The organism is Streptomyces ambofaciens ATCC 23877 (genome assembly GCF_001267885.1).
Taxonomy (GTDB): domain Bacteria; phylum Actinomycetota; class Actinomycetes; order Streptomycetales; family Streptomycetaceae; genus Streptomyces; species Streptomyces ambofaciens.
The window spans coordinates 3,171,501-3,191,131 of sequence record NZ_CP012382.1 but is presented as its reverse complement, the minus strand read 5'-3'; the positions used below and the strand labels follow the sequence as shown (position 1 = coordinate 3,191,131).

14 protein-coding genes and 1 other RNA gene are annotated in these 19,631 nt (G+C 73.1%); 9 read left to right on the top strand and 6 right to left on the bottom strand.

Features of this window, described 5'->3' with window-relative positions; all coding sequences use genetic code 11:
- Window positions 1-112: 112 nt before the first annotated feature.
- The 4 genes from SAM23877_RS14225 to SAM23877_RS14210 all read right to left on the bottom strand — a co-directional run bounded on the left by SAM23877_RS14225 (window position 113) and on the right by SAM23877_RS14210 (window position 7,757).
- Window positions 113-1,030: a carbohydrate ABC transporter permease gene (locus SAM23877_RS14225; protein WP_053131903.1), complete on the bottom strand. Its 918-nt coding sequence runs from the start codon at window positions 1,028-1,030 to the stop codon at window positions 113-115.
- The gene (locus SAM23877_RS14220) at window positions 1,027-2,373 is read right to left on the bottom strand and encodes a carbohydrate ABC transporter permease (RefSeq protein WP_244902939.1); all 1,347 of its coding nucleotides are present in this window, start codon (window positions 2,371-2,373) and stop codon (window positions 1,027-1,029) included. Before SAM23877_RS14220 ends, SAM23877_RS14225 begins: the two co-directional genes overlap by 4 nt.
- A 4-nt stretch (window positions 2,374-2,377) precedes the next feature.
- Window positions 2,378-3,790, bottom strand: coding sequence for an ABC transporter substrate-binding protein (locus SAM23877_RS14215; protein WP_053131901.1), 1,413 nt, complete (start codon window positions 3,788-3,790; stop codon window positions 2,378-2,380).
- Between the two features lie 259 nt (window positions 3,791-4,049).
- On the bottom strand, window positions 4,050-7,757 hold the full coding sequence (locus tag SAM23877_RS14210) for an FHA domain-containing protein (protein WP_053131896.1): 3,708 nt from the start codon (window positions 7,755-7,757) through the stop codon (window positions 4,050-4,052).
- 456 nt (window positions 7,758-8,213) lie between these two features.
- On the opposite strand from SAM23877_RS14210, the gene SAM23877_RS14205 reads away from it, so the two are divergent.
- The 4 genes from SAM23877_RS14205 to SAM23877_RS14190 all read left to right on the top strand — a co-directional run bounded on the left by SAM23877_RS14205 (window position 8,214) and on the right by SAM23877_RS14190 (window position 13,704).
- Entirely contained in the window at window positions 8,214-9,947 is a 1,734-nt protein-coding gene (locus SAM23877_RS14205) for a serine/threonine-protein kinase (RefSeq protein ID WP_053131894.1), read from the top strand.
- Window positions 9,948-10,090: 143 nt separating this feature from the next.
- Window positions 10,091-11,332, top strand: a complete 1,242-nt coding sequence (locus SAM23877_RS14200; RefSeq protein WP_053131891.1) for a serine/threonine-protein kinase — start codon at window positions 10,091-10,093, stop codon at window positions 11,330-11,332.
- Window positions 11,333-11,407: 75 nt separating this feature from the next.
- Window positions 11,408-12,514 (top strand): peptide chain release factor 2, encoded by a 1,107-nt coding sequence (gene prfB, locus SAM23877_RS14195; protein WP_053131888.1) that lies wholly within the window; start codon window positions 11,408-11,410, stop codon window positions 12,512-12,514.
- A 320-nt stretch (window positions 12,515-12,834) separates the two neighbouring features.
- Window positions 12,835-13,704, top strand: coding sequence for a hypothetical protein (locus SAM23877_RS14190; protein WP_053131885.1), 870 nt, complete (start codon window positions 12,835-12,837; stop codon window positions 13,702-13,704).
- Between the two features lie 127 nt (window positions 13,705-13,831).
- On the opposite strand, the gene SAM23877_RS14185 is transcribed toward SAM23877_RS14190, so the two are convergent.
- On the bottom strand, window positions 13,832-14,023 hold the full coding sequence (locus SAM23877_RS14185) for a hypothetical protein (RefSeq protein ID WP_053131881.1): 192 nt from the start codon (window positions 14,021-14,023) through the stop codon (window positions 13,832-13,834).
- Between the two features lie 247 nt (window positions 14,024-14,270).
- Here SAM23877_RS14185 and ftsE point away from each other — a divergent pair, with 247 nt between their 5' ends.
- From ftsE to ssrA, 5 genes are all read left to right on the top strand, one after another.
- Window positions 14,271-14,960 carry a cell division ATP-binding protein FtsE gene (gene ftsE / locus SAM23877_RS14180; RefSeq protein ID WP_053131878.1) on the top strand — a complete coding sequence of 230 codons (690 nt, stop codon included), beginning with the start codon at window positions 14,271-14,273 and terminating at the stop codon, window positions 14,958-14,960.
- 29 nt (window positions 14,961-14,989) lie between these two features.
- Window positions 14,990-15,907, top strand: coding sequence for a permease-like cell division protein FtsX (ftsX, locus tag SAM23877_RS14175; RefSeq protein ID WP_053131875.1), 918 nt, complete (start codon window positions 14,990-14,992; stop codon window positions 15,905-15,907).
- 68 nt (window positions 15,908-15,975) lie between these two features.
- Entirely contained in the window at window positions 15,976-17,148 is a 1,173-nt protein-coding gene (locus SAM23877_RS14170) for a S41 family peptidase (protein WP_174532215.1), read from the top strand.
- Between the two features lie 77 nt (window positions 17,149-17,225).
- A complete protein-coding gene (gene smpB / locus SAM23877_RS14165) occupies window positions 17,226-17,705 on the top strand; it encodes an SsrA-binding protein SmpB (protein ID WP_052841735.1) in 480 nt (159 codons plus the stop codon).
- A gap of 98 nt (window positions 17,706-17,803) precedes the next feature.
- Window positions 17,804-18,203, top strand: a transfer-messenger RNA (tmRNA) gene (gene ssrA / locus SAM23877_RS36805).
- Between the two features lie 48 nt (window positions 18,204-18,251).
- Here ssrA and SAM23877_RS14160 read toward each other — a convergent pair.
- A complete protein-coding gene (locus tag SAM23877_RS14160; RefSeq protein ID WP_053131871.1) occupies window positions 18,252-19,565 on the bottom strand; it encodes an MFS transporter in 1,314 nt (437 codons plus the stop codon).
- Window positions 19,566-19,631: the final 66 nt, after the last annotated feature.

Sequence of the window (19,631 nt, the reverse complement as noted above, 5' to 3'; positions counted from 1 at the left end):
TTGGTTACGGTCCCTGCGGCATTCGGGGGACCCGTGCGCCGAGCCATGACCCGTACGAAGGAGAGGGCGGACCGGTGACCGGTCCGCCCCCTCAAGAGTGGTGTGCCGACCCCTACTTGACGGCGCCCGCCATCACGCCGGAGACGAACTGCCGCTGGAACGCGAAGAACACGGCCAGCGGGATCACCATGGAGATGAACGCTCCCGGCGCCAGGACGTCGATGTTGTTGCCGAACTGCCGTACCTGCGTCTGCAGGGCGACCGTGATCGGCTGGTTCCCGGAGTCCGAGAAGATCAGCGCGACCAGCATGTCGTTCCACACCCACAGGAACTGGAAGATGCCGAGGCTCGCGATCGCGGGCCCGCCGAGCGGCATCACCACCCGGACGAACAGCCGCAGCTCACCCGCGCCGTCGAGCCGGGCGGCCTCCAGCAGCTCCCTGGGGATCTCCGCGAAGAAGTTCCGCAGCAGGAACACCGCGAACGGCAGACCGAAGCCGACGTGGAAGAGGATCACGCCGACGATCGACCCGAACAGGCCGATCTTCCCGAAGAGTTCGGCGATCGGGATCAGCGCGACCTGCACGGGGACGACCAGCAGCCCGACCACGGCCAGGAACCACCAGTCGCGGCCCGGGAACTCCATCCACGCGAACGCGTAGCCCGCCAGCGAGCCGATGACCACGACCAGCACCGTCGCCGGGACCGTGATCAGCACCGTGTTGAACAGGGAGGAGGTGATGTCGCCGTTCTTCAGCAGCTCCTCGTAGCTCTGGAAGGTGAGCTGGGAGGGCTTGGTGAAGACCTCCCACCAGCCGCTCGCCGCCATGTCCCGGGGCGTGCGCAGCGAGGACAGCAGCAGACCGATCGTCGGGACCAGCCAGAACAGGCCCACCACGATCAGGAACACCCGGACCAGACCGCCGCTGACGCCCTCGGCGAGCCGCGACCCGAGCGACCGCTTCGCCTCGCGGGCGGTTTCGGGCGACGCCGGTGCCGTCCTCGTGAGGGAGCCCGCGTCCGTGGTCATCGCCGCACCTCCCGCCTCAGCCGCCGTACGTTGAACCACATCACCGGGATCACCAGGAGCAGCAGGAACACCGCGATGGCGCTGGCGATGCCCGGCTGGTCGGAGGCGAAGCCCTTGCGGTACAGCTCCAGGGCGAGCACGTTCGCGTCGTCCTGGGAGGAGCCGGGGGCGATGATGAAGACGAGGTCGAAGACCTTCAGCACGTTGATCATCAAGGTGACGGCCACGACCGCGAGCACCGGCGCCAGGAGCGGCACCGTGACCCGTCTGAAGACCTGCCACTCGGTGGCCCCGTCGACCCGGGCGGCCTCCAGCAGCTCCCGCGGGACCCCGGCCAGCCCCGCCGCGATCAGCACCATCGCGAAGCCCGCCCACATCCACACGTACGACCCGATGATGGCCGGCGTGACGAGCGAGGGGCCCAGCCAGTTCAGGCCGTTGTAGGGCTCCTTGAAGTTGTCGGCGGGCAGCCTGAGCTGCGCCCCGTCGGCAGCCGCCGGCAGCGAGAAGGTGCCGTCGCCGGCCGCCGTGGTCGAGGCGACGACCTCGCCGTCCTTCACCGCCTCGATCTTCATGCCGGCGTAGCCCAGTTCGGCCGCGTCGACGCCGTTGAGCTTCCCGACGCCCTTGCCGCGGGTGAAGTCCTGCCAGGTGGTGCCGGTGATCTTCCCGTCCTCCGGCCGGCCGGGTGCGGCCTTCTTCGCGCCGTCCGGCATCAGGTCGGGGGCGACGCCGACGAGGGGCAGGACGACGGCCTCGCCCGCCCTCACCGGCTCCCTGGTGACGAAGGCGCCCCCGCCCGCCGGCTCCAGCGGCGACTGGCGGCCCGGGTGCGCCTTCGGGAACGCGGACGACTCGGCGAAGGTGTCGTGCACCCCGACCCACACCGCGTTGGCGACGCCCTTGTCCGGGTCCTGGTCGTACACCAGGCGGAAGATGATGCCGGCGGCCAGCATCGAGATCGCCATCGGCATGAAGACGACCAGCTTGAACGCCGTGCCCCAGCGCACCCGTTCGGTCAGCACCGCGAAGATCAGGCCGAGCGCGGTGGCGACCGTCGGCGCGAACACCACCCAGATGATGTTGTTCTTGAGGGCCGTGCGGATGCCGTCGTCGGTGAACAGCGCCTGGTAGTTGTCGAATCCGGCGAAGGAGTCGCCGGACTGGTCGTAGAAGCTGCGGATCAGCGAGTACCCGATCGGGTAGACCACGAGCGCGCCGAGCAGCACCAGGGCGGGCAGCAGGAACAGCACCGCCACGGTCCTGCGGGTGCCGGTCACGCTCTTGCGCGACTTGGGGGCGGCGGGGCCCGGAGAGGACCCTGCCGCCGTGACCGACGTCATCGCGTCAGTCCCCGTAGGCGGCGGCCGCGTCCGCCTCCAGCCGCTCCTGGGTGCCCGCGACGTCCTTCGGGTTCTTCAGGAAGTCCTGGAGCGCCTTCCACTCGCCCTTGCCGGGCGTACCGCCGAAGGCCTGCGGGGCCTGGTCCGACATGTCGAAGCGGAAGTCGTCACCGGCCGCGACGAGCGCCTCGGCGATCTTCTTCTGCACGTCGTTCGGGTACGCCGACGCCTCCACGTTCTTGTTCGGCGAGAGGTAGCCGCCGAGCTTCGCCTGGATCGTCGCCGCGTCCGGCGAGGCCAGCCAGGTGGCCAGGGCCTGCGCCGCCTTCGAGTCCTCCAGGACCACGGCCGCGTCGCCGCCGGACACCACCGGCGCGGTGCCGCCGACCGACGGGAACGGGAACACCTTCGCGTCCGTGCCGACCTTCGCGTCCGTCTCGCCGATGTTGACCTGGACGAAGTCGCCCTCGTAGACCATGCCCGCCTTCGGCTGGTCGCCACCGGTGAAGGTCTGCGTCACCGAGGCCGGGAACTCGGTCTGCAACGCGCCGGACGCGCCGCCGGCCACGTAGTCCTTCTTGCCCCAGATCTCGGCGAGGGTGGTCAGCGCCTCCTTCACCGACGGGTCGGTCCACTTGATCTCGTGCCGGGCCAACTGGTCGTACTTCTCCGGGCCGGCCTGCGAGAGGTAGACGTTCTCGAACCAGTCGGTGAGGGTCCAGCCGTCCGCGCCGCCGACGGAGAACGGCGTGACGCCGGAGTCGTAGATCGTCTGGGCGGCGGTGAGCAACTCGTCCCAGGTCTTGGGCTCGGCCGCGCCCGCGTTCTCGAAGACCTGCGCGTTGTACCAGATCAGGGACTTGTTGGCGGCCTTGTAGTAGACGCCGTACTGCTTGCCGCCGACCTTGCCGATCTCCTGCCAGCCCGGCGAGTAGTTCTCCGCCAGCTCCTTGGCGGCCTCCGCGCCCAGCGGCTTGGCCCAGCCCTTGTCGACGGCCTGCTTGATGGCTCCCGGCTGCGGGAGCATCGCCACGTCCGGCGGCGCGCCACCCGCGATCTTGGAGCCGAGGAAGTTGATGATCGGGTCCTGGGCCGGAACGAACGTCACCTTGGCGCCGGTGCGCTTCTCGAACTCGGCGAGGACCTTCTTGAAGTTCTCCTGCTCGGCGCCGGTCCAGACGGCGGCGACCTCCAGGCTCTCGCCGTCCAGCTTCGGCAGGGTGACGGTGGCGGCCGTCTCCTTGCCGCCCCCCTGACCGGCGTTCTCGTCGCCGTCCTTGTCGTCGTCGCCGCCGCACGCGGTGAGCGAGAGCGCGAGGGCTCCCGCGGCGAGGGCGGCGGCGGCCCGGGTGGTCCTCTTCGCGGCTCTGCTCGTGCCCTTGACGGTCCTGCGTGTCCGGATGGTGCTGCTGCGCATCACTGCCCCGTTCTTCGTCCTCGTCGAACGTTCGGCGCTGTCCCGTGCGCTCTGGTGTACGCCAGGGGGGTGAGGGCGGCAAGAGCGCCTCCGCCGTCGAGCGGAAGATCGTGACCGCGTCGTGACCAGGCACCGGGCACCGGGCACCGCCGAGGAGCCCCGGCCGCGCACCGCCGTCCGCGACGGATCGGCCTCGTCCCCCAAGCCCGCCTCGGGGCCGCCTGGAGGTGCCTTCGGCGGGCCGGCCGGCGGCACGGGGTCACAGCAGCGACGGCACCTCCGCCGCGGCCACCTCCCGCGCCGCCCGCTCCAGCGCGCTGGCGAGCAGGGCCAGGTCGGTCGGCCCGTTGCCCAGCTCCCGGACGGGGCGCCGGGCGGGCGGGTCGCCCATGCGATGCCACTCCAGAGGGACCACCGTGGGCCGCAGGGTCGCGGTCCGCGGGATGCGTCCCGTGACCCGGCCGCCCTGGAACACCACGACCTGGCCGTCCGGGCGGGCCAACCGCCCCCGTCCCGGCGCCGGTTCGTCCGGGCCCGGCACCGGCGCGTCCAGCGTGACCCGCAGTGTGGCGCGCAACGACGGTTCCGTCTGGGCGGTGCGGCCTCCGGGCGTGGTGGCGGCCACCAGATGCACGCCGAGCCGCTCGCCCTCGCGCGCGACGGCCTCCAGCGCCCGCATGACCGACCCCGCCGCAGGCCGCCCGGGCGAGCCGAGCGGGGGAGTGACGAGTGCGTCGAGATCGTCCACGACCACGACGAGGCGGGGGAGCGGTGGGACGGCCTCCGCTCGGCGCCGGGCCGCACCCGGCCGCAGCCGCAGCGTGGAACTGGGTGGGGACTCGACGTCCCCGGCCCCCGACAGCGGCCCGGGCCCGTCCGCGGGTGCGCGCTGGGCGACCAGCCGGCCGGACACCTCGCGCCCGGTGTGCCACTCGGCGAAGTGCGACCGACCGAGCAGCTCGGCGCGCCGCTTCAGCTCCGCGCTCAGGGACTGCGCGAACTCCCGCATCCGGACCGGGTCGTTGGCGGTGAGGTGGGTGGTGACGTGCGGTACGTCCGTGCAGACCCGCAGCCCCTCGCCGTGTCCGCCGCCCGCGCCCACACTGTCGCGGCCGTCCACCAGGACCACGCCGAGGCGGTCGGGGCGTTCGGCGGAGGCGAGGGAGGCGACGAGCGCCCGCAGCAGCTCGGTGCGGCCGCTTCCCGGCGGGCCCTCGATCAGCAGGTGCGGCCCCTCGGCGCCGAGGTCGGCCGTGACCGGGCCGCGCGGTCCGGCGCCGAGCACGGCGTGCGCGCGTCCGCCGAGGGCCTGTGGGTCGTCGGCCGCGTCCGCCCAACGGGCCATCAGGGAGGCCGGGGTGGCGCGGGCGAGGCCCAACTCGTCGAGCAGCCGGGCCGCCTGGGGCAGCGGTGCGGACACGCGCGTGTGCCGCTCGCCGACCGGGCCGTCGGTGCGCAGCGGTGCCAGGGCGCGGGCGAACCGCTCGGCCCAGGCGAGGGAGACGGCGTCCACCGTGCCGAGGGTGCCGTGCCCGACCGGGCCGGCGGGGGCGGACGCGGTCTCCGGGGTGCCGGGGATGCCGGGGGCGCCCGGGGTGCCGGGGGTGCCGGGGGAGGCGCTGGTGCGCGCCACGCGCAGCAGCCGCAGGGCCGTCGCCACGTCCCCGCTGAGCAGCCCCACGGCACCGCACTGCCGGAACACCGGCGACGCCGCGCAGGCCGCCTCGTACGTCTCCGTCACCGGCGAGGTCGGGGAGGCGGCGGCCGTCTCGGCGAGACACACCACGTGGATGCCCGCCCGCGGCCCCTCCAGGGCCAGCCGCGTCATCGTCTCGCGCACGTCCGCGCCGCCGGGGTCCCCGTCCACGACGACCACCGTGTACGGGCCCGGGAAGCCGCCGGCCGGGTCGGAGCCGTCGTCGGCCCGCGCCCACGAGGGCTGCCGGGCGGTGCCCGCCGCCGGTGCCGGGCCGGGCCGCCGATCCTGCGCGAGGGCCGTCGGCTGGGCCGGGATCGGGCCGGCGGGGACCGGCGGCCGTACGCCGGAGCGGACGTCCGCCACGTGGTCCTCCAGGCGGCGCAGGAGCTCACCGGCGCGGGCCGCGGCCTGCTCCCGGTCGTAGGCGAGCAGCAGGCGGCAGTCCTGGCCGTGTCCCGGGCGCAGCTGTGGCAGCCAGCCCAGCCAGGCCCACTCGGCGGCCCGCTCCGCGAGCGGACGGGAGCGGTCCGCGGTGATCAGGACGATCTCCAGGACGTCGGCGGAGTGCAGCGCGGCGAGCTGGGCCAGCACCGAGCGGGCCAGCCCGGCGAGCCGCGCGCGCGGACCGGCGAGCCCGAGCGCCCCGACCTCGCGCAGCCCGGCGGTCACCGGGACGGCGGGCAGCGGCGCGTCGCCACCGGGCGCCACCCGGTCGGCCGTACCGAGCCGCACGGTGAGCGCCTCCGGGTGGCCCGGGCCGCGTTCCCACAGGCGGGGCCCCGGTCCGAGCGCCGTCAGCAGCAGCGAGGCGGGGTCCGGCCAGGTCTCCGGCGCGCGGGAGGGGCCTGCCGGGGCCGTCGGCGCCGGCAGGGCCGCCCCCTCGTCGAGGGCGTCGGCGGGCGCGTCGGGTCCGGGGGCGTCCTGCGTGTCGCCGCGTCCGCCGGCCAGCCGCCGTGCCCAGGCGCCGAGGCCACCGCGCCGGCGCGCGCTCTGCGGGACCTCGGTGCCCCGCGGCGGCGTGCCCCTGCGTCCGGCGCCGCCGTCCTGGTGGGGGGAGTCCCCGGGCCCGGCGCTCTCACCGAAGGCGGCCGGACCGACGGCCCCGGCCGCGAAGGTGTCCGGGGCGGCCCCACCGCCGTGCGTGTCGCCCGCGGCCGGGTACGGGCGCGGCGCCCCTGCCGCGGGGCCGGTCCCATGGCTCTCGATGCGGGGCGCGCCTCCCTGGCCGGGCACCTGGGGCGACTCGGCCGGCCTCGCGCCGGCGCCCGGAGCGGTGCCGTACCCCGTCGTGCCGTAGGCGTGGCGGGTCGGGCCGTCGGCACCGGGCGGGCGCTCGCGACCGGTCCCGGGTCCGGGGCCGTCCGGCGCGCCGGACGGGCGAAGCGGATCGTTCGCCGCGCCGGCCGGGGGCGGGGGACCGCCCGCCGGTCCGGCCGCGGGGGGCCTGCCCGTCCCGTACGCGGCACCGGCGCGCGTCCCCCCGCCCGTGCGGGCGGAGCCCGCCGGACCGCCCGGGTGCGGGGAGCCGTCCGCCCCGGCGTGCCCCTCCACCGCGTCCGCCACGCGTGCGTGCACCACGTCGTCCCCGCCGGGGGAAGCGGACGTCCGGGCGGCCGGCAGCCGCACGTGCCCCTCGCCGTCGGAGGTCGTGGGCACCCGCGCCGGGGGCACCGGCACGAGCCGCAGAGCCGACTCGCCGACCCGCAGGAGGGCCCCCGGCGTGAAGCGGACCGGGCGGTCGCCCACGCGGGTGCCGTCCAGCGTGGTGCCGTTGGTGGAGCCGAGGTCGGCGACCGAGACGCGGCCGTCGGCGGCGACGGTCACGGCGCAGTGCATCCGGGAGACGTCGGGGTCGTCCAGCGCGACGTCCGCCTCCGCGGAGCGGCCGAGCCTGACCTGGCCGCCGTGCAGCAGGTGCACGCCGCCCGCGTCGGGACCGGCGACCACGTGCAGCTGGGCCGGGACCTCGGCCGGCTCGGTGTGCGGGTCGGGCTCGCCCGGGGCGCCCAGGCAGAGCACGGCGCCGTCCAGGAGCGGTGGCTCGCCCAGGGTGCTGCGCTGGGCGTCGAGCCGCTGGGCACCGGCGTAGAGCACCACCTGGCCGGAGCCCGTGCCCTCGCCGCCGGGGAGCACGGCGGCCAGCGCGGAGGAGATCGCGGCCAGGGCCGTGCCGGCCGGTGCGGTGACCAGCACGTCGCAGCTCGCGGCGCGGCCCCCCACCGAAGCATGCGGGCCCAGCGGGTCTACGACGGTCAGCCGGATCTGCATCGCCGTCAGCGGTCCCTTCGCGCGGGCGCCCGCGCGCCGGGGAGCAGAAGCCGTTCACCACGGTCCCCCACCGCGGACTTCCCCCACCGCCACACGAGCACGTCGGCCAGTACTGCACGCATCCTCGCACCTGCCGCTGACAACGTGCCCGCCGCCCGCCGCCAAATGATCTTGATTGGTCGGCTCTGCCCGCAAAAGTGCCTGACAGCTGTCGTGCCGGTGATCGAGCGGTGTCCGCTTGAGATCGGTCACGTCCGAGCCCGGCAACCAAGGGACCGGGTCGAGCGTCTTTCCCCCGAACACGCACCTGAACAGGTGGTGCGCGCGGAAGGCGAGCGGAGCGCGGGACGCACCCGGGACCCCCGCGGAAACCCCTAAGGGCGACGACAGCCCGGCGCCCGCACCGCGGCACTACAGTGGGTCGGAACAGCCAGCAAGCAACAGGGAGCGCATGACGTGCGGCCGGTAGGCAGCAAGTACCTCCTCGAGGAGCCCCTCGGTCGCGGAGCCACGGGCACCGTCTGGCGAGCCCGCCAGCGGGAGACCGCGGGCGCCGAGGCGGCCGTGGCCGGGCAGCCCGGCGAGACCGTCGCGATCAAGGTCCTCAAGGAGGAGCTCGCGAGCGACCCCGACATCGTGATGCGCTTCCTGCGGGAGCGCTCCGTCCTGCTCCGGCTGACCCACCCCAACATCGTCCGGGTCCGCGACCTGGTCGTCGAGGGTGAGCTGCTGGCGCTGGTCATGGACCTCGTCGAGGGCCCCGACCTGCACCGCTACCTGCGCGAGAACGGGCCGTTCACCCCGGTCGCCGCGGCCCTGCTCACGGCCCAGATCGCCGACGCCCTCGCCGCCAGCCACGACGACGGAGTCGTCCACCGCGACCTGAAGCCGGCCAACGTGCTGCTGAAGCAGACCGGCGGCGAGATGCACCCGATGCTCACCGACTTCGGCATCGCCCGCCTCGCCGACTCGCCCGGCCTGACCCGCACCCACGAGTTCGTCGGCACGCCCGCGTACGTGGCGCCGGAGTCCGCCGAGGGCCGCCCGCAGACCTCCGCCGTCGACATCTACGGCGCCGGCATCCTCCTGTACGAGCTGGTCACCGGCCGGCCCCCGTTCGCCGGGGGCTCCGCGCTGGAGGTGCTGCACCAGCACCTGAGCGCCGAACCGCGCCGTCCCTCCACCGTCCCCGACCCGCTGTGGACGGTCATCGAGCGCTGCCTGCGCAAGAACCCCGACGAGCGCCCCAGCGCCGAGAACCTCGCCCGCGGCCTGCGCGTGGTCGCCGAGGGCATCGGTGTGCACGCCGGCAGCGCGCAGATCGGAGCCGCGGAGAACGTCGGCGTGCTCCTCGCCCCCGACCCGGCCCCCGCGCAGGTCCCCGGCGCCCCCGGCGCCGCCGACCCGACGCAGGTCCTGCCGCAGAACCCGAACGGCGCCTACGACCCGAACGGCGCCACCAGCGTCCTGCCGCAGACCGGCAACCCGTCGGGCGCCGCCGACCCCACCGCCGTGCTCCCGAACCGCGGCGCGGCCGACCCGACCGCCGTCATGCCGCCCGTGCCCCCGGGGCAGCCGGGCGGACCGGGACAGCAGGGCGGGCAGCCCGGGGGCCCGGAGGACCCGCACCCCTGGCAGAACCAGCTCCGCGCCGCCCGCGACCGCAACGAGCAGACGCAGGTCCAGTACCTCGACCCGAACCAGGACCCGCTGCGCCGCCGCCCCCAGCGCCAGGTCGCCCGCCCGCAGCAGCAGCCCCGCCAGGCACCGCAGGGCCCGCCGCCCCAGCAGCCGGGTTACGGCTACCCGCAGCAGCAACAGCCGCAGCGCTACGCCACCCCGCAGCCGCAGCAGCCCCAGCAGCCTCAGCGCCCCCAGCCGCAGCGCTACGCCCCGCCGCCCGCGCCCGAGCCCCAGCCGCCCCGGCGTGAGCCCCGGCCGCCGCGGCAGCGCAGCGCCAACCCGATGCGCATCCCCGGACTGGGCTGCCTCAAGGGGTGCCTGTTCACGCTCGTCATCCTGGTCGTGGCCGGCTGGCTGATCTGGGAGCTGAGCCCCCTGCAGGACTGGATCGGCACGGGCAAGGGCTACTGGGAGCAGCTCAGCGACTGGTTCACCACCGTGACCGACTGGATCGGGGACCTGGGCGGCGGCAGCGGCTCGGGCGGCGGCACCTCGACCGGCAACTGAGCCTCCGGCAGGTCCTCCTTCCCCGAATCCGGCGGCGAGTCTGGAGATTTGTCGACATCCGGCGGGTGATTTCCGGCTCCCCTGTGAAGGTCGGCTCCGCGGACGCGTACTTTTAGGCGCAACACGCGTCGGTAGGAGCAGTCTTGGCACGGAAGATCGGCAGCCGGTACACCGCCCACCAGATCCTCGGGCGGGGCAGCGCCGGCACGGTGTGGCTGGGCGAGGGTCCCGAAGGGCCCGTCGCGATCAAGCTGCTGCGTGAGGACCTGGCGTCCGACCAGGAGCTCGTCTCGCGCTTCGTGCAGGAGCGCACGGCCCTGCTCGGCCTGGACCACCCCCACGTGGTCTCCGTGCGCGACCTGGTGGTCGACGGCAACGACCTCGCCCTGGTCATGGACCTGGTCCGGGGGACGGATCTGCGCACCCGCCTGGACCGGGAGCGGCGCCTGGCGCCCGAGGCGGCGGTCGCCATCGCCGCCGACGTCGCCGACGGCCTGGCCGCCGCGCACGCCGCCGGGGTCGTGCACCGCGACGTCAAGCCGGAGAACGTGCTGCTCGACATGGAGGGCCCGCTCGGCCCCGGCGGCTCGCACCCGGCCCTGCTGACCGACTTCGGGGTCGCCAAGCTCATCGACACCCCCCGGCGCACCCGCGCCACGAAGATCATCGGCACGCCCGACTACCTGGCCCCGGAGATCGTCGAGGGCCTGCCCCCGCGCGCGGCCGTGGACATCTACGCGCTGGCCACGGTGCTGTACGAGCTGCTCGCGGGCTTCACGCCGTTCGGCGGGGGCCACCCCGGCGCGGTGCTGCGCCGCCACGTCACCGAGACGGTCGTGCCCCTCCCGGGCATCCCGGACGAGCTGTGGCAGTTGCTCGTCCAGTGCCTCGCCAAGGCGCCGGCCTCCCGGCTGCGCGCCTCCGAGCTGGGCGGCCGGCTGCGCGAGCTGCTGCCGATGCTGGTCGGCATGGGACCGCTGGACGTGGACGAGCCCGACAACGAGCAGGAGGACGCGTCCGAGGAGCCCCCGGCGTCCGCCGCGCCCGCCGGGGAGCCGGTACGGCGCCGGGGAGCGGTCCCGCTGGTGCCCGGAGCGAAACCGGCGGACTCCAACCGCGACACGCACACCTCGATGCGCGTGCCCGCCCCCGACGAGCTGGCCGGCGGCGCCCGGGGCACCGCCCGCGCCCCGCGCGCCTCCGGGGCCCCGCGCCCCGGCTCCGCCCGCAACCGCGCCACCGCCCGGCGCCGCCGGCTGGCGGTGGGCGCGGGCGTGGTCGCCCTGGTGGCCGCGATCGGCGCCGGTACCTGGCTGGCCACGGGCGGTGACGAGGGCGGCGCCGACCCCCAGGACACGCGGAACTCGGCACCGGCCTCGCCCTGAGGCCGGGCGCGTGACGGCCACGGACACCGCGCCGGCCCGGCGAAAGCCGGTGGACGGAGCCGTTACGCTGGATGCGTGGCAGTCGTCGATGTATCCGAAGAGCTGAAGTCCCTCTCCTCGACCATGGAGTCGATCGAGGCCGTCCTGGACCTGGACAGGCTGAGGGCAGACATCGCCGTGCTCGAGGAGCAGGCGGCAGCGCCCTCCCTGTGGGACGACCCGGAGGCGGCGCAGAAGATCACCAGCAAGCTCTCCCACCTCCAGGCGGAGGTGCGGAAGGCCGAGGCCCTGCGCGGCCGGATCGACGATCTCGCCGTGCTCTTCGAGATGGCCGAGGAGGAGGACGACCCGGACACCCGCGCCGAGGCCGAGTCCGAGCTCACGGCCGTGAAGAAGGCGCTGGACGAGATGGAGGTCCGCACCCTGCTCTCGGGCGAGTACGACGCCCGTGAGGCGCTGGTCAACATCCGCGCCGAGGCCGGTGGCGTGGACGCCGCCGACTTCGCCGAGAAGCTCCAGCGCATGTACCTGCGCTGGGCCGAGCAGCGCGGCTACAAGACCGAGGTCTACGAGACGTCGTACGCGGAGGAGGCCGGCATCAAGTCGACGACCTTCGCCGTCCAGGTCCCGTACGCCTACGGCACGCTCTCCGTGGAGCAGGGCACCCACCGCCTGGTGCGCATCTCGCCCTTCGACAACCAGGGGCGCCGCCAGACCTCCTTCGCGGGCGTCGAGATCCTCCCGGTGGTCGAGCAGACCGACCACATCGAGATCGACGAGTCCGAGCTGCGCGTGGACGTGTACCGGTCCTCCGGCCCCGGCGGACAGGGCGTGAACACCACCGACTCCGCGGTGCGGCTCACCCACATCCCCACCGGCATCGTGGTCTCCTGCCAGAACGAGCGCTCCCAGATCCAGAACAAGGCCACGGCGATGAACGTCCTCCAGGCCAAGCTGCTGGAGCGGCGCCGCCAGGAGGAGCAGGCCAAGATGGACGCCCTCAAGGGCGACGGCGGCAACTCCTGGGGCAACCAGATGCGTTCCTACGTGCTGCACCCGTATCAGATGGTCAAGGACCTGCGCACCGAGCACGAAGTCGGCAACCCCGAGGCCGTGTTCAACGGTGAGATCGACGGGTTCCTGGAGGCCGGCATTCGCTGGCGCAAGCAGCAGGAGAAGTAGAGCGAAGCGCCGACGGCGCTTTGTCGACAAGGCAACTGCCGCCATTTCGGCGGCGGTTGCCTTTTGTCTGCCGCTCGAACGCCGGTGATGTCTGGGTTTTACATCACACTCACACCCTTTGTGTCCGGCATACGTCCCTTACCTGGACATCGCGTACGCAATGGCCTTGACGTTGCTTTGAACATTCGCCAGGGTGAGGCGCGGCATGCGTATTTCTGGGGCGCATGTGAACCGGGGGACTCAAGTAAGCAGCTACCTCCGTCGATCACGGCCCCGAGTGCGGCCTCACTGACTAATCGGCTACTGGGGGTAGCAACTACATGACGAAGAAGACGCGCATCCGTGTCGCGCGCATAGCGGCCGGCGCAGTGATCGCGGCCGGCGCCTCCCTGACCGCCGCGGGTGCCGCTTCGGCGCTCGACATCGGCGTGGGCGTGGGTGTCGGCGACGCCAACGTCGGCGTCGGCGTCAGCGTCCAGGGCGGCGAGGGCGACACCGAGGGCACGACCGAGGGCACCACGGAGGGCACGACCGAGGGCGGCCTCATCGAGGGCGCCTCGGTGGGTGTGACCGAGGGCACCACGGAGGGCACCTCCGAAGGCACCACGGACGGCACGTCCGAGGGCACCACGGAAGGTACGTCCGAGGGCACCACGGAGGGCACCACCGAGGGAACCTCCGTGGGCACCACGGAAGGTACGTCCGAGGGCACCTCCGAGGGCACTTCGGTGGGTACGTCCGAAGGCACGTCCGAGGGCACCACGGAGGGCACCACGGAGGGCACCTCCGAGGGGACCTCGACGGGCACCTCCGAGGGCGGCGAGAACGGCGGCTCCGGTGACAACGGCGGTGCCGGCGACAACGGCGGTGCCGGTGACAACGGCGGCTCCCAGACCACGGGCGGCGGCACCGGCGGCAACGGCGGGACCGGTGGTGGCGACAACACCACCCCCGACGGCGGCAGCAACGACAACGTCACCCAGGACGAGGGTTCCTCGGCCCTGACCGACACCGGCGAAGAGGCCCAGGCCTCCGACACCGCCGCCCAGGGCAGCGGTGACGAGCTCGCCGAGACCGGCGCCGCGGAGACCACGTTCCTGCTGGTCGGCGCCGCCACCATGATCGCCGGCGGCATCGGCTTCCGCATGCTGCCGCGCATGATGAACGGTCGCGGCGGAGCGGCTGCCTGACGGTAGTCACCCGCGTACGCGCGGCGAACGCAGGTGAAAGGGCCCGGAGCGCACCCGCTCCGGGCCCTTTCCCGGTCCTGTCGCCTCGTCCCGCGCCCGCTGAGCCCGGAGGGGCCCTCCGCGGGCCTCAGACGGTCTGGTGGGCCAGCAGGGCCATCGCCGCGATCAGCACCGCCAGCAGCACGACCAGCGTCATCGGATTCAGGCCCGCGAGGAAGTTCCCCTGCTGCAGCCGCTCGCGGTTGGCCCGGCACACGGGGCACCGGCCCTCACTCACGGGCGCCGCGCAGTTCGCGCACACCAACCGGTCGTACGTCATGCGCTCGCCCTCCTTGCCGCCGGCTCCGTCAGGACAACGCCCACACCGACGTGAACGTTCCCCTTCCACTGTGCCAGGTTCCGTGGGGCCCCGCGCGCCTTCCCCCTGAGGCCGGACCCGTGTGCATGCCCCGTAAGGGCAGGGACAAAACGTGCAACTGTCGCGCAACCCCGACCGGTGACTGCGGCGTGCTCCCCGGTTCGCGTATGGTCACGCTCATCTACCCCCGGCGACCCGTGGTGCACCCGTGATCCGATTCGACAACGTCTCCAAGGTCTACCCCAAGCAGAACCACCCAGCCCTCAGGGATGTCTCCCTGGAGGTCGAGAAGGGCGAGTTCGTCTTCCTCGTGGGGTCCTCCGGCTCCGGAAAGTCCACCTTCCTGCGGCTCGTCCTCCGCGAGGAGCGGTGCAGCCACGGCCAGGTGCACGTCCTCGGCAAGGACCTCGCCCGCCTGTCCAACTGGAAGGTGCCGCAGATGCGGCGCCAGTTGGGGACCGTCTTCCAGGACTTCCGCCTGCTGCCGAACAAGACGGTCGGCGAGAACGTGGCCTTCGCCCAGGAGGTCATCGGCAAGTCCCGCGGCGAGATCCGCAAGTCCGTGCCGCAGGTCCTCGACCTGGTCGGGCTCGGCGGCAAGGAGGACCGCAGGCCCGGTGAGCTGTCGGGCGGTGAGCAGCAGCGCGTCGCCATCGCACGCGCCTTCGTCAACCGGCCCAAGCTCCTGATCGCGGACGAGCCCACCGGCAACCTGGACCCGCAGACCTCGGTCGGGATCATGAAGCTGCTCGACCGCATCAACCGGACGGGCACCACCGTGATCATGGCCACCCACGACCAGAACATCGTGGACCAGATGCGCAAGCGCGTCATCGAGCTGGAGAAGGGTCGCCTCGTCCGCGACCAGGCGCGCGGCGTCTACGGCTACCAGCACTGACGAGCAACGGAAAGGCTTGACGAGACGCCATGCGCGCCCAGTTCGTCCTCTCGGAGATCGGTGTCGGTCTCCGTCGCAATCTCACGATGACCTTCGCGGTCATCGTCTCGGTCGCCCTGTCCCTGGCCCTGTTCGGCGGTTCGCTGCTGATGAGCGACCAGGTCAACACCATGAAGGGCTACTGGTACGACAAGGTCAACGTCACCGTCTACCTCTGCAACAAGAGCGACGCGAAGTCCGACCCCGCCTGTGCCAAGGGCGCGGTGACCGAGGACCAGAAGAAGCAGATCCTCGCCGACCTCGACAAGCTGTCGGTCGTGGACAAGGTGACGTACGAGTCGCAGGACGAGGCGTACAAGCACTACAAGGACCAGTTCGGCGACTCGCCGCTGGCCAGTTCGCTCACGCCGGACCAGATGCAGGAGTCGTACCGGATCAAGCTGAAGGACCCGGAGAAGTACCAGGTCATCGCGACCGCCTTCGAAGGCCGGGACGGCGTGCAGTCCGTGGCGGACCAGCGGGCGACCCTGGACAGCCTCTTCGAACTCCTCAACGGCATGAACTGGGCCGCGCGCGCGGTGATGGCGCTCATGCTGGTCGTCGCGCTCATGCTGATCGTCAACACGGTGCGGGTCTCGGCGTTCAGCCGGCGGCGCGAGACCGGCATCATGCGGCTGGTCGGCGCCTCGGGCTTCTACATCCAGGCACCGTTCATCATGGAGGCGGCGGTCGCCGGGCTGATCGGCGGCGGGGTCGCCTGCGCGTTCCTGGTCGCCGCGCGGTACTTCCTCATCGACCACGGGCTCGCCCTGTCCGAGAAGCTGGCCCTGATCGACTTCATCGGCTGGGACGCGCTGCTGACGAAGCTGCCGCTCATCCTCGCCACCAGCCTGCTGATGCCCGCGTTGGCCGCGTTCTTCGCGCTGCGCAAGTACCTGAAGGTGTGACACATGCCAAGAGGGCCGAACGGGCAAGCGACCGTTCGGCCCTCTCGCCTTGTCCTAGACTCACCGGCATGTCAGGTCGTGACCTGTTCTGTCAGCCCCGCCGCACACGCCACGGGGCCACCCTGACCTTGCTGTTCGCCGGTGTGCTCGTCGCGGGCGCCGCCACCGGCTCGCTCCCCGGCACCGACCGGAAACCCCCGTCCGGCCCGGCCCGTCCGGCTGCTCCCGTCGGGCAGCAGGAACAGGTGGCCCGTGCCGCCGCCGAGGCGATGGCCGACGGCAAGTCCCCCGTGGAGGCCGCCGAACACGCCGTCAGCCGCAGCGGGGACCGCTGGGGCGCCGTCTACTCCCCGGGCGAGTACGAGGAGTTGGAGGAGGCCCTCGACGGCCGGTACACCGGCGTCGGGCTCTCCGCGCGCCGCGAGCGCGACGGCCGCATCGAGGTGACCAGGGTGCGGTCCGGTTCGCCCGCCGCCGGTGCCGGTATCCGCGAGGGCGACCGGCTGCGCAGCGTCGACGGCGAGCGGGTCGACGGACGCCCGGTCACCGAGGTCGTCTCGATACTGCGCGGCGACACCGAGGCCGAACCCGCCGGCACCGCCGTCCGGCTCGGCCTGGAACGCGGCTCACGCTCGTGGACCGAGACCGTCCGCCGGGCCACGCTGTCCACGGACCCCGTGGCCGTGCGCACGCTCGCGAGCGGTGTCACCGTCGTCAAGGTCACCTCCTTCACCAAGGGGGTCGGCGCACAGGTGCGCGCCGCCGTCGCGCGGGTGCCGTCCGGCACGGGCGTCGTCCTCGACCTGCGCGGCAACAGCGGCGGCCTGGTGGCCGAGGCCGTCACCGCCGCCTCCGCCTTCCTCGACGGCGGGCTGGTCGCCACCTACGACGTCGACGGCGAGCAGCGGGCCCTGCACGCCGATCCGGGCGGTGACACCGCCAGACCCCTGGTCGCGCTCGTCGACGACGGCACGATGAGCGCGGCCGAGCTCCTCACCGGAGCCCTCCAGGACCGCGGGCGCGCGGTCGTCCTGGGCTCCCGCACCTTCGGCAAGGGCTCGGTGCAGATGCCGAGCCGGCTGCCCGGGGGCTCGGTGGCCGAGCTGACCGTCGGGCACTACCGCACCCCCTCCGGCCGCGGCGTGGACGGCACGGGCATCACGCCCGACCTGGCGGTGGACCCGGCCGCTCCGGCCGCCCTGGAGCGGGCGGAGACGGTGCTCAGCGGACTGGGGCGGTAGGCGGGCGCTCCCGTCGGCGCCGCTCCCGTAATCGGCTTTCCGCGGGCCCCCTCCCTAGTGCCAAAATGGGCGGCACTATGGCTAAGGAAAAAGGGCGCAAGCTGATCGCGCAGAACAAGAAGGCGCGGCACGACTACCAGATCCTCGACACCTACGAGGCGGGCCTGGTCCTGTCCGGGACCGAGGTGAAGTCGCTGCGCCAGGGGCGGGCGTCGCTGGCCGACGGCTTCGTGCAGCTGGACGGACACGAGGCGTGGCTGCACAACGTGCACGTGCCCGAGTACAGCCAGGGCACCTGGACCAACCACAGTGCCCGCCGCAAGCGGAAGCTGCTGCTGCACCGCGTGGAGATCGACAAGCTGGAGTCGAAGTCCCAGGAGACCGGTCACACGATCGTGCCCCTGGCGCTCTACTTCAAGGACGGCCGGGCCAAGGTCGAGATCGCGCTGGCGCGCGGCAAGAAGGAGTACGACAAGCGGCAGACCCTGCGCGAGAAGCAGGACCGCCGCGAGGCGGAGCGGACGATCTCGGCGATCAGGCGCAAGCAGCGGGCCTGACCCCCCCGGGGGAGAGGAATAGGCTGGCACCCGCGTGCGTTGGTCACGTACGATGGTGAACGCACCCCACGCGGGTGCACGGATTGAAAAATCAACATGGGGATGATCGGTTTCGACAGCGGCTGTCGAAGCAGGGGAAGCGTGTCGAGGAAGCGGCCATGATCTCGTAAACCACAGGCCGAAAAAAATAATCGCCAACACCAAGCGCGATTCCTCCCAGCAGGCCTTCGCCCTCGCTGCCTGATCTCAGGTAGCGAAGCGAGCCTCCTACTAAGGGAGTGTCAGCCCGGGGCTGTTCCCGACCCGGATCCTGGCATCAGCTAGGGGACTAAACCTTGATCCCGGTCACGGGGTGAAGAGGGAAACCAAACAGTGACTGAGCCCGTCGGAGACTTGTCCGCGTGATCTCCGGGGCTGAGAAAATCGAAGCGGACTGCACACGGAGAAGCCCTGATTCCGCACCGTTGGACGCGGGTTCGATTCCCGCCATCTCCACAGTTCCCATGTGGGCCGAGGCCCCGCCGCTCCAGCGCGGCGGGGCCTTCGTCATGCCCGCGAGCCCGGCGCCGTGTCCCGGGCGGACGCCGCCAGGGAGAGCAGCAGGGCCACCGCCGCCGCCGTGACCGGGACGCCGTAGGCGGCCGTGGGAGAGGCGTGTTCCACCATCCAGCCGCCCGCCGCGCTGCCGCCGGCGATGCCGCCGAGCAGCCCCGTCACCGCCAGGGTCATCCCCTCGTTCAGACGGCCCTCCGGGGTGCGGTGCTGGACCAGGGTCATCGTGGTGACCATCGTCGGGGCGGTCGCCATCCCGGCCACCAGCAGCGTGAGCGCCAGCAGCGGCAGGGAGCCGGTGAGGGACGCCGCGAGCAGCGGCAGCATCAGCAGGGCCGTCATCGCGGCGACGCACCACGGCAGACGGTGCGCGGCGGACCCGGTGAGCCGCATCGCCCCGTACAGCAGGCCCGCCACGCAGGAACCGGCCGCCTGGAGCCCGAGGACCACACCGGCCGCCGCACGGTGCCCCTGTGCGTCCGCGAACGCGATGGTGACGACCTCCATGGCCCCGAACACCCCGCCGGTCGCCAGGCACACGGCCAGCAGCGGCGGGATGCCCGGGACGCGGAAGGGCGCCTTCGCCGTCGGGTGCGGTCGGGCCGGCGGCTCGGACGAGCGCTGGGCGGTGAAGACCAGCATGCCGGTCACCAGCAGCACCACGCCGACGAGCGTGCCCGCTTCCGGGAACCACGCCGTGCACAGGAACGCGGCGAGGACCGGCCCGAGCATGAAGCACAGCTCGTCCGCGGCCTGCTCGAAGGAGTTCGCGGTGTGCAGGGCGCCGGCGGCGTCCTTCCTGCCCTTGAGCAGGTGGGCCCAGCGGGCGCGGGCCATGCCGCCGGTGTTGGGCGTGGTCGCGGTGGCGGCGTACGCGGCGAACAGCGTCCAGGCGGGCGCGTCGTACCGCACGCACAGCAGCAGGGCGAGCGAGCCCAGCGCGGCGACCAGGGTGGCGGGCATCGCCACCCGGGACTGACCGTGCCGGTCGACGAGCCGCGCGGTCCACGGCGCGACGACCGCCGTCGCCGCCAGCCCCGTCGCGGTGACGGCGCCGGCCAGGGCGTACGAACCGTGCTCCCCGGCGATCATCACGACCGCGCTCACGCTGAACATGCCCATGGGCAACCGCGCCATGAGATTCCCGATCGTGAAGCCTCGGGCGCCGGGGGTGGAGAGGAGGCGCCGGTACGGGCCGGGTGGCCGGTGCCGGGAGCGCGGGCGGAAGTCGGCGGCGACCAGGGTGTCCGCCGTCAGGGACAGGAGGGGGGTGGGCGAGGACGGGCGTGCGGAAGGCGGTTGCGGCATGCGCTCACCGTCGCCCGGGGGTGATCGCGGGGTCCAACACCTTCTCCGGCCCCATTCACGCACGCC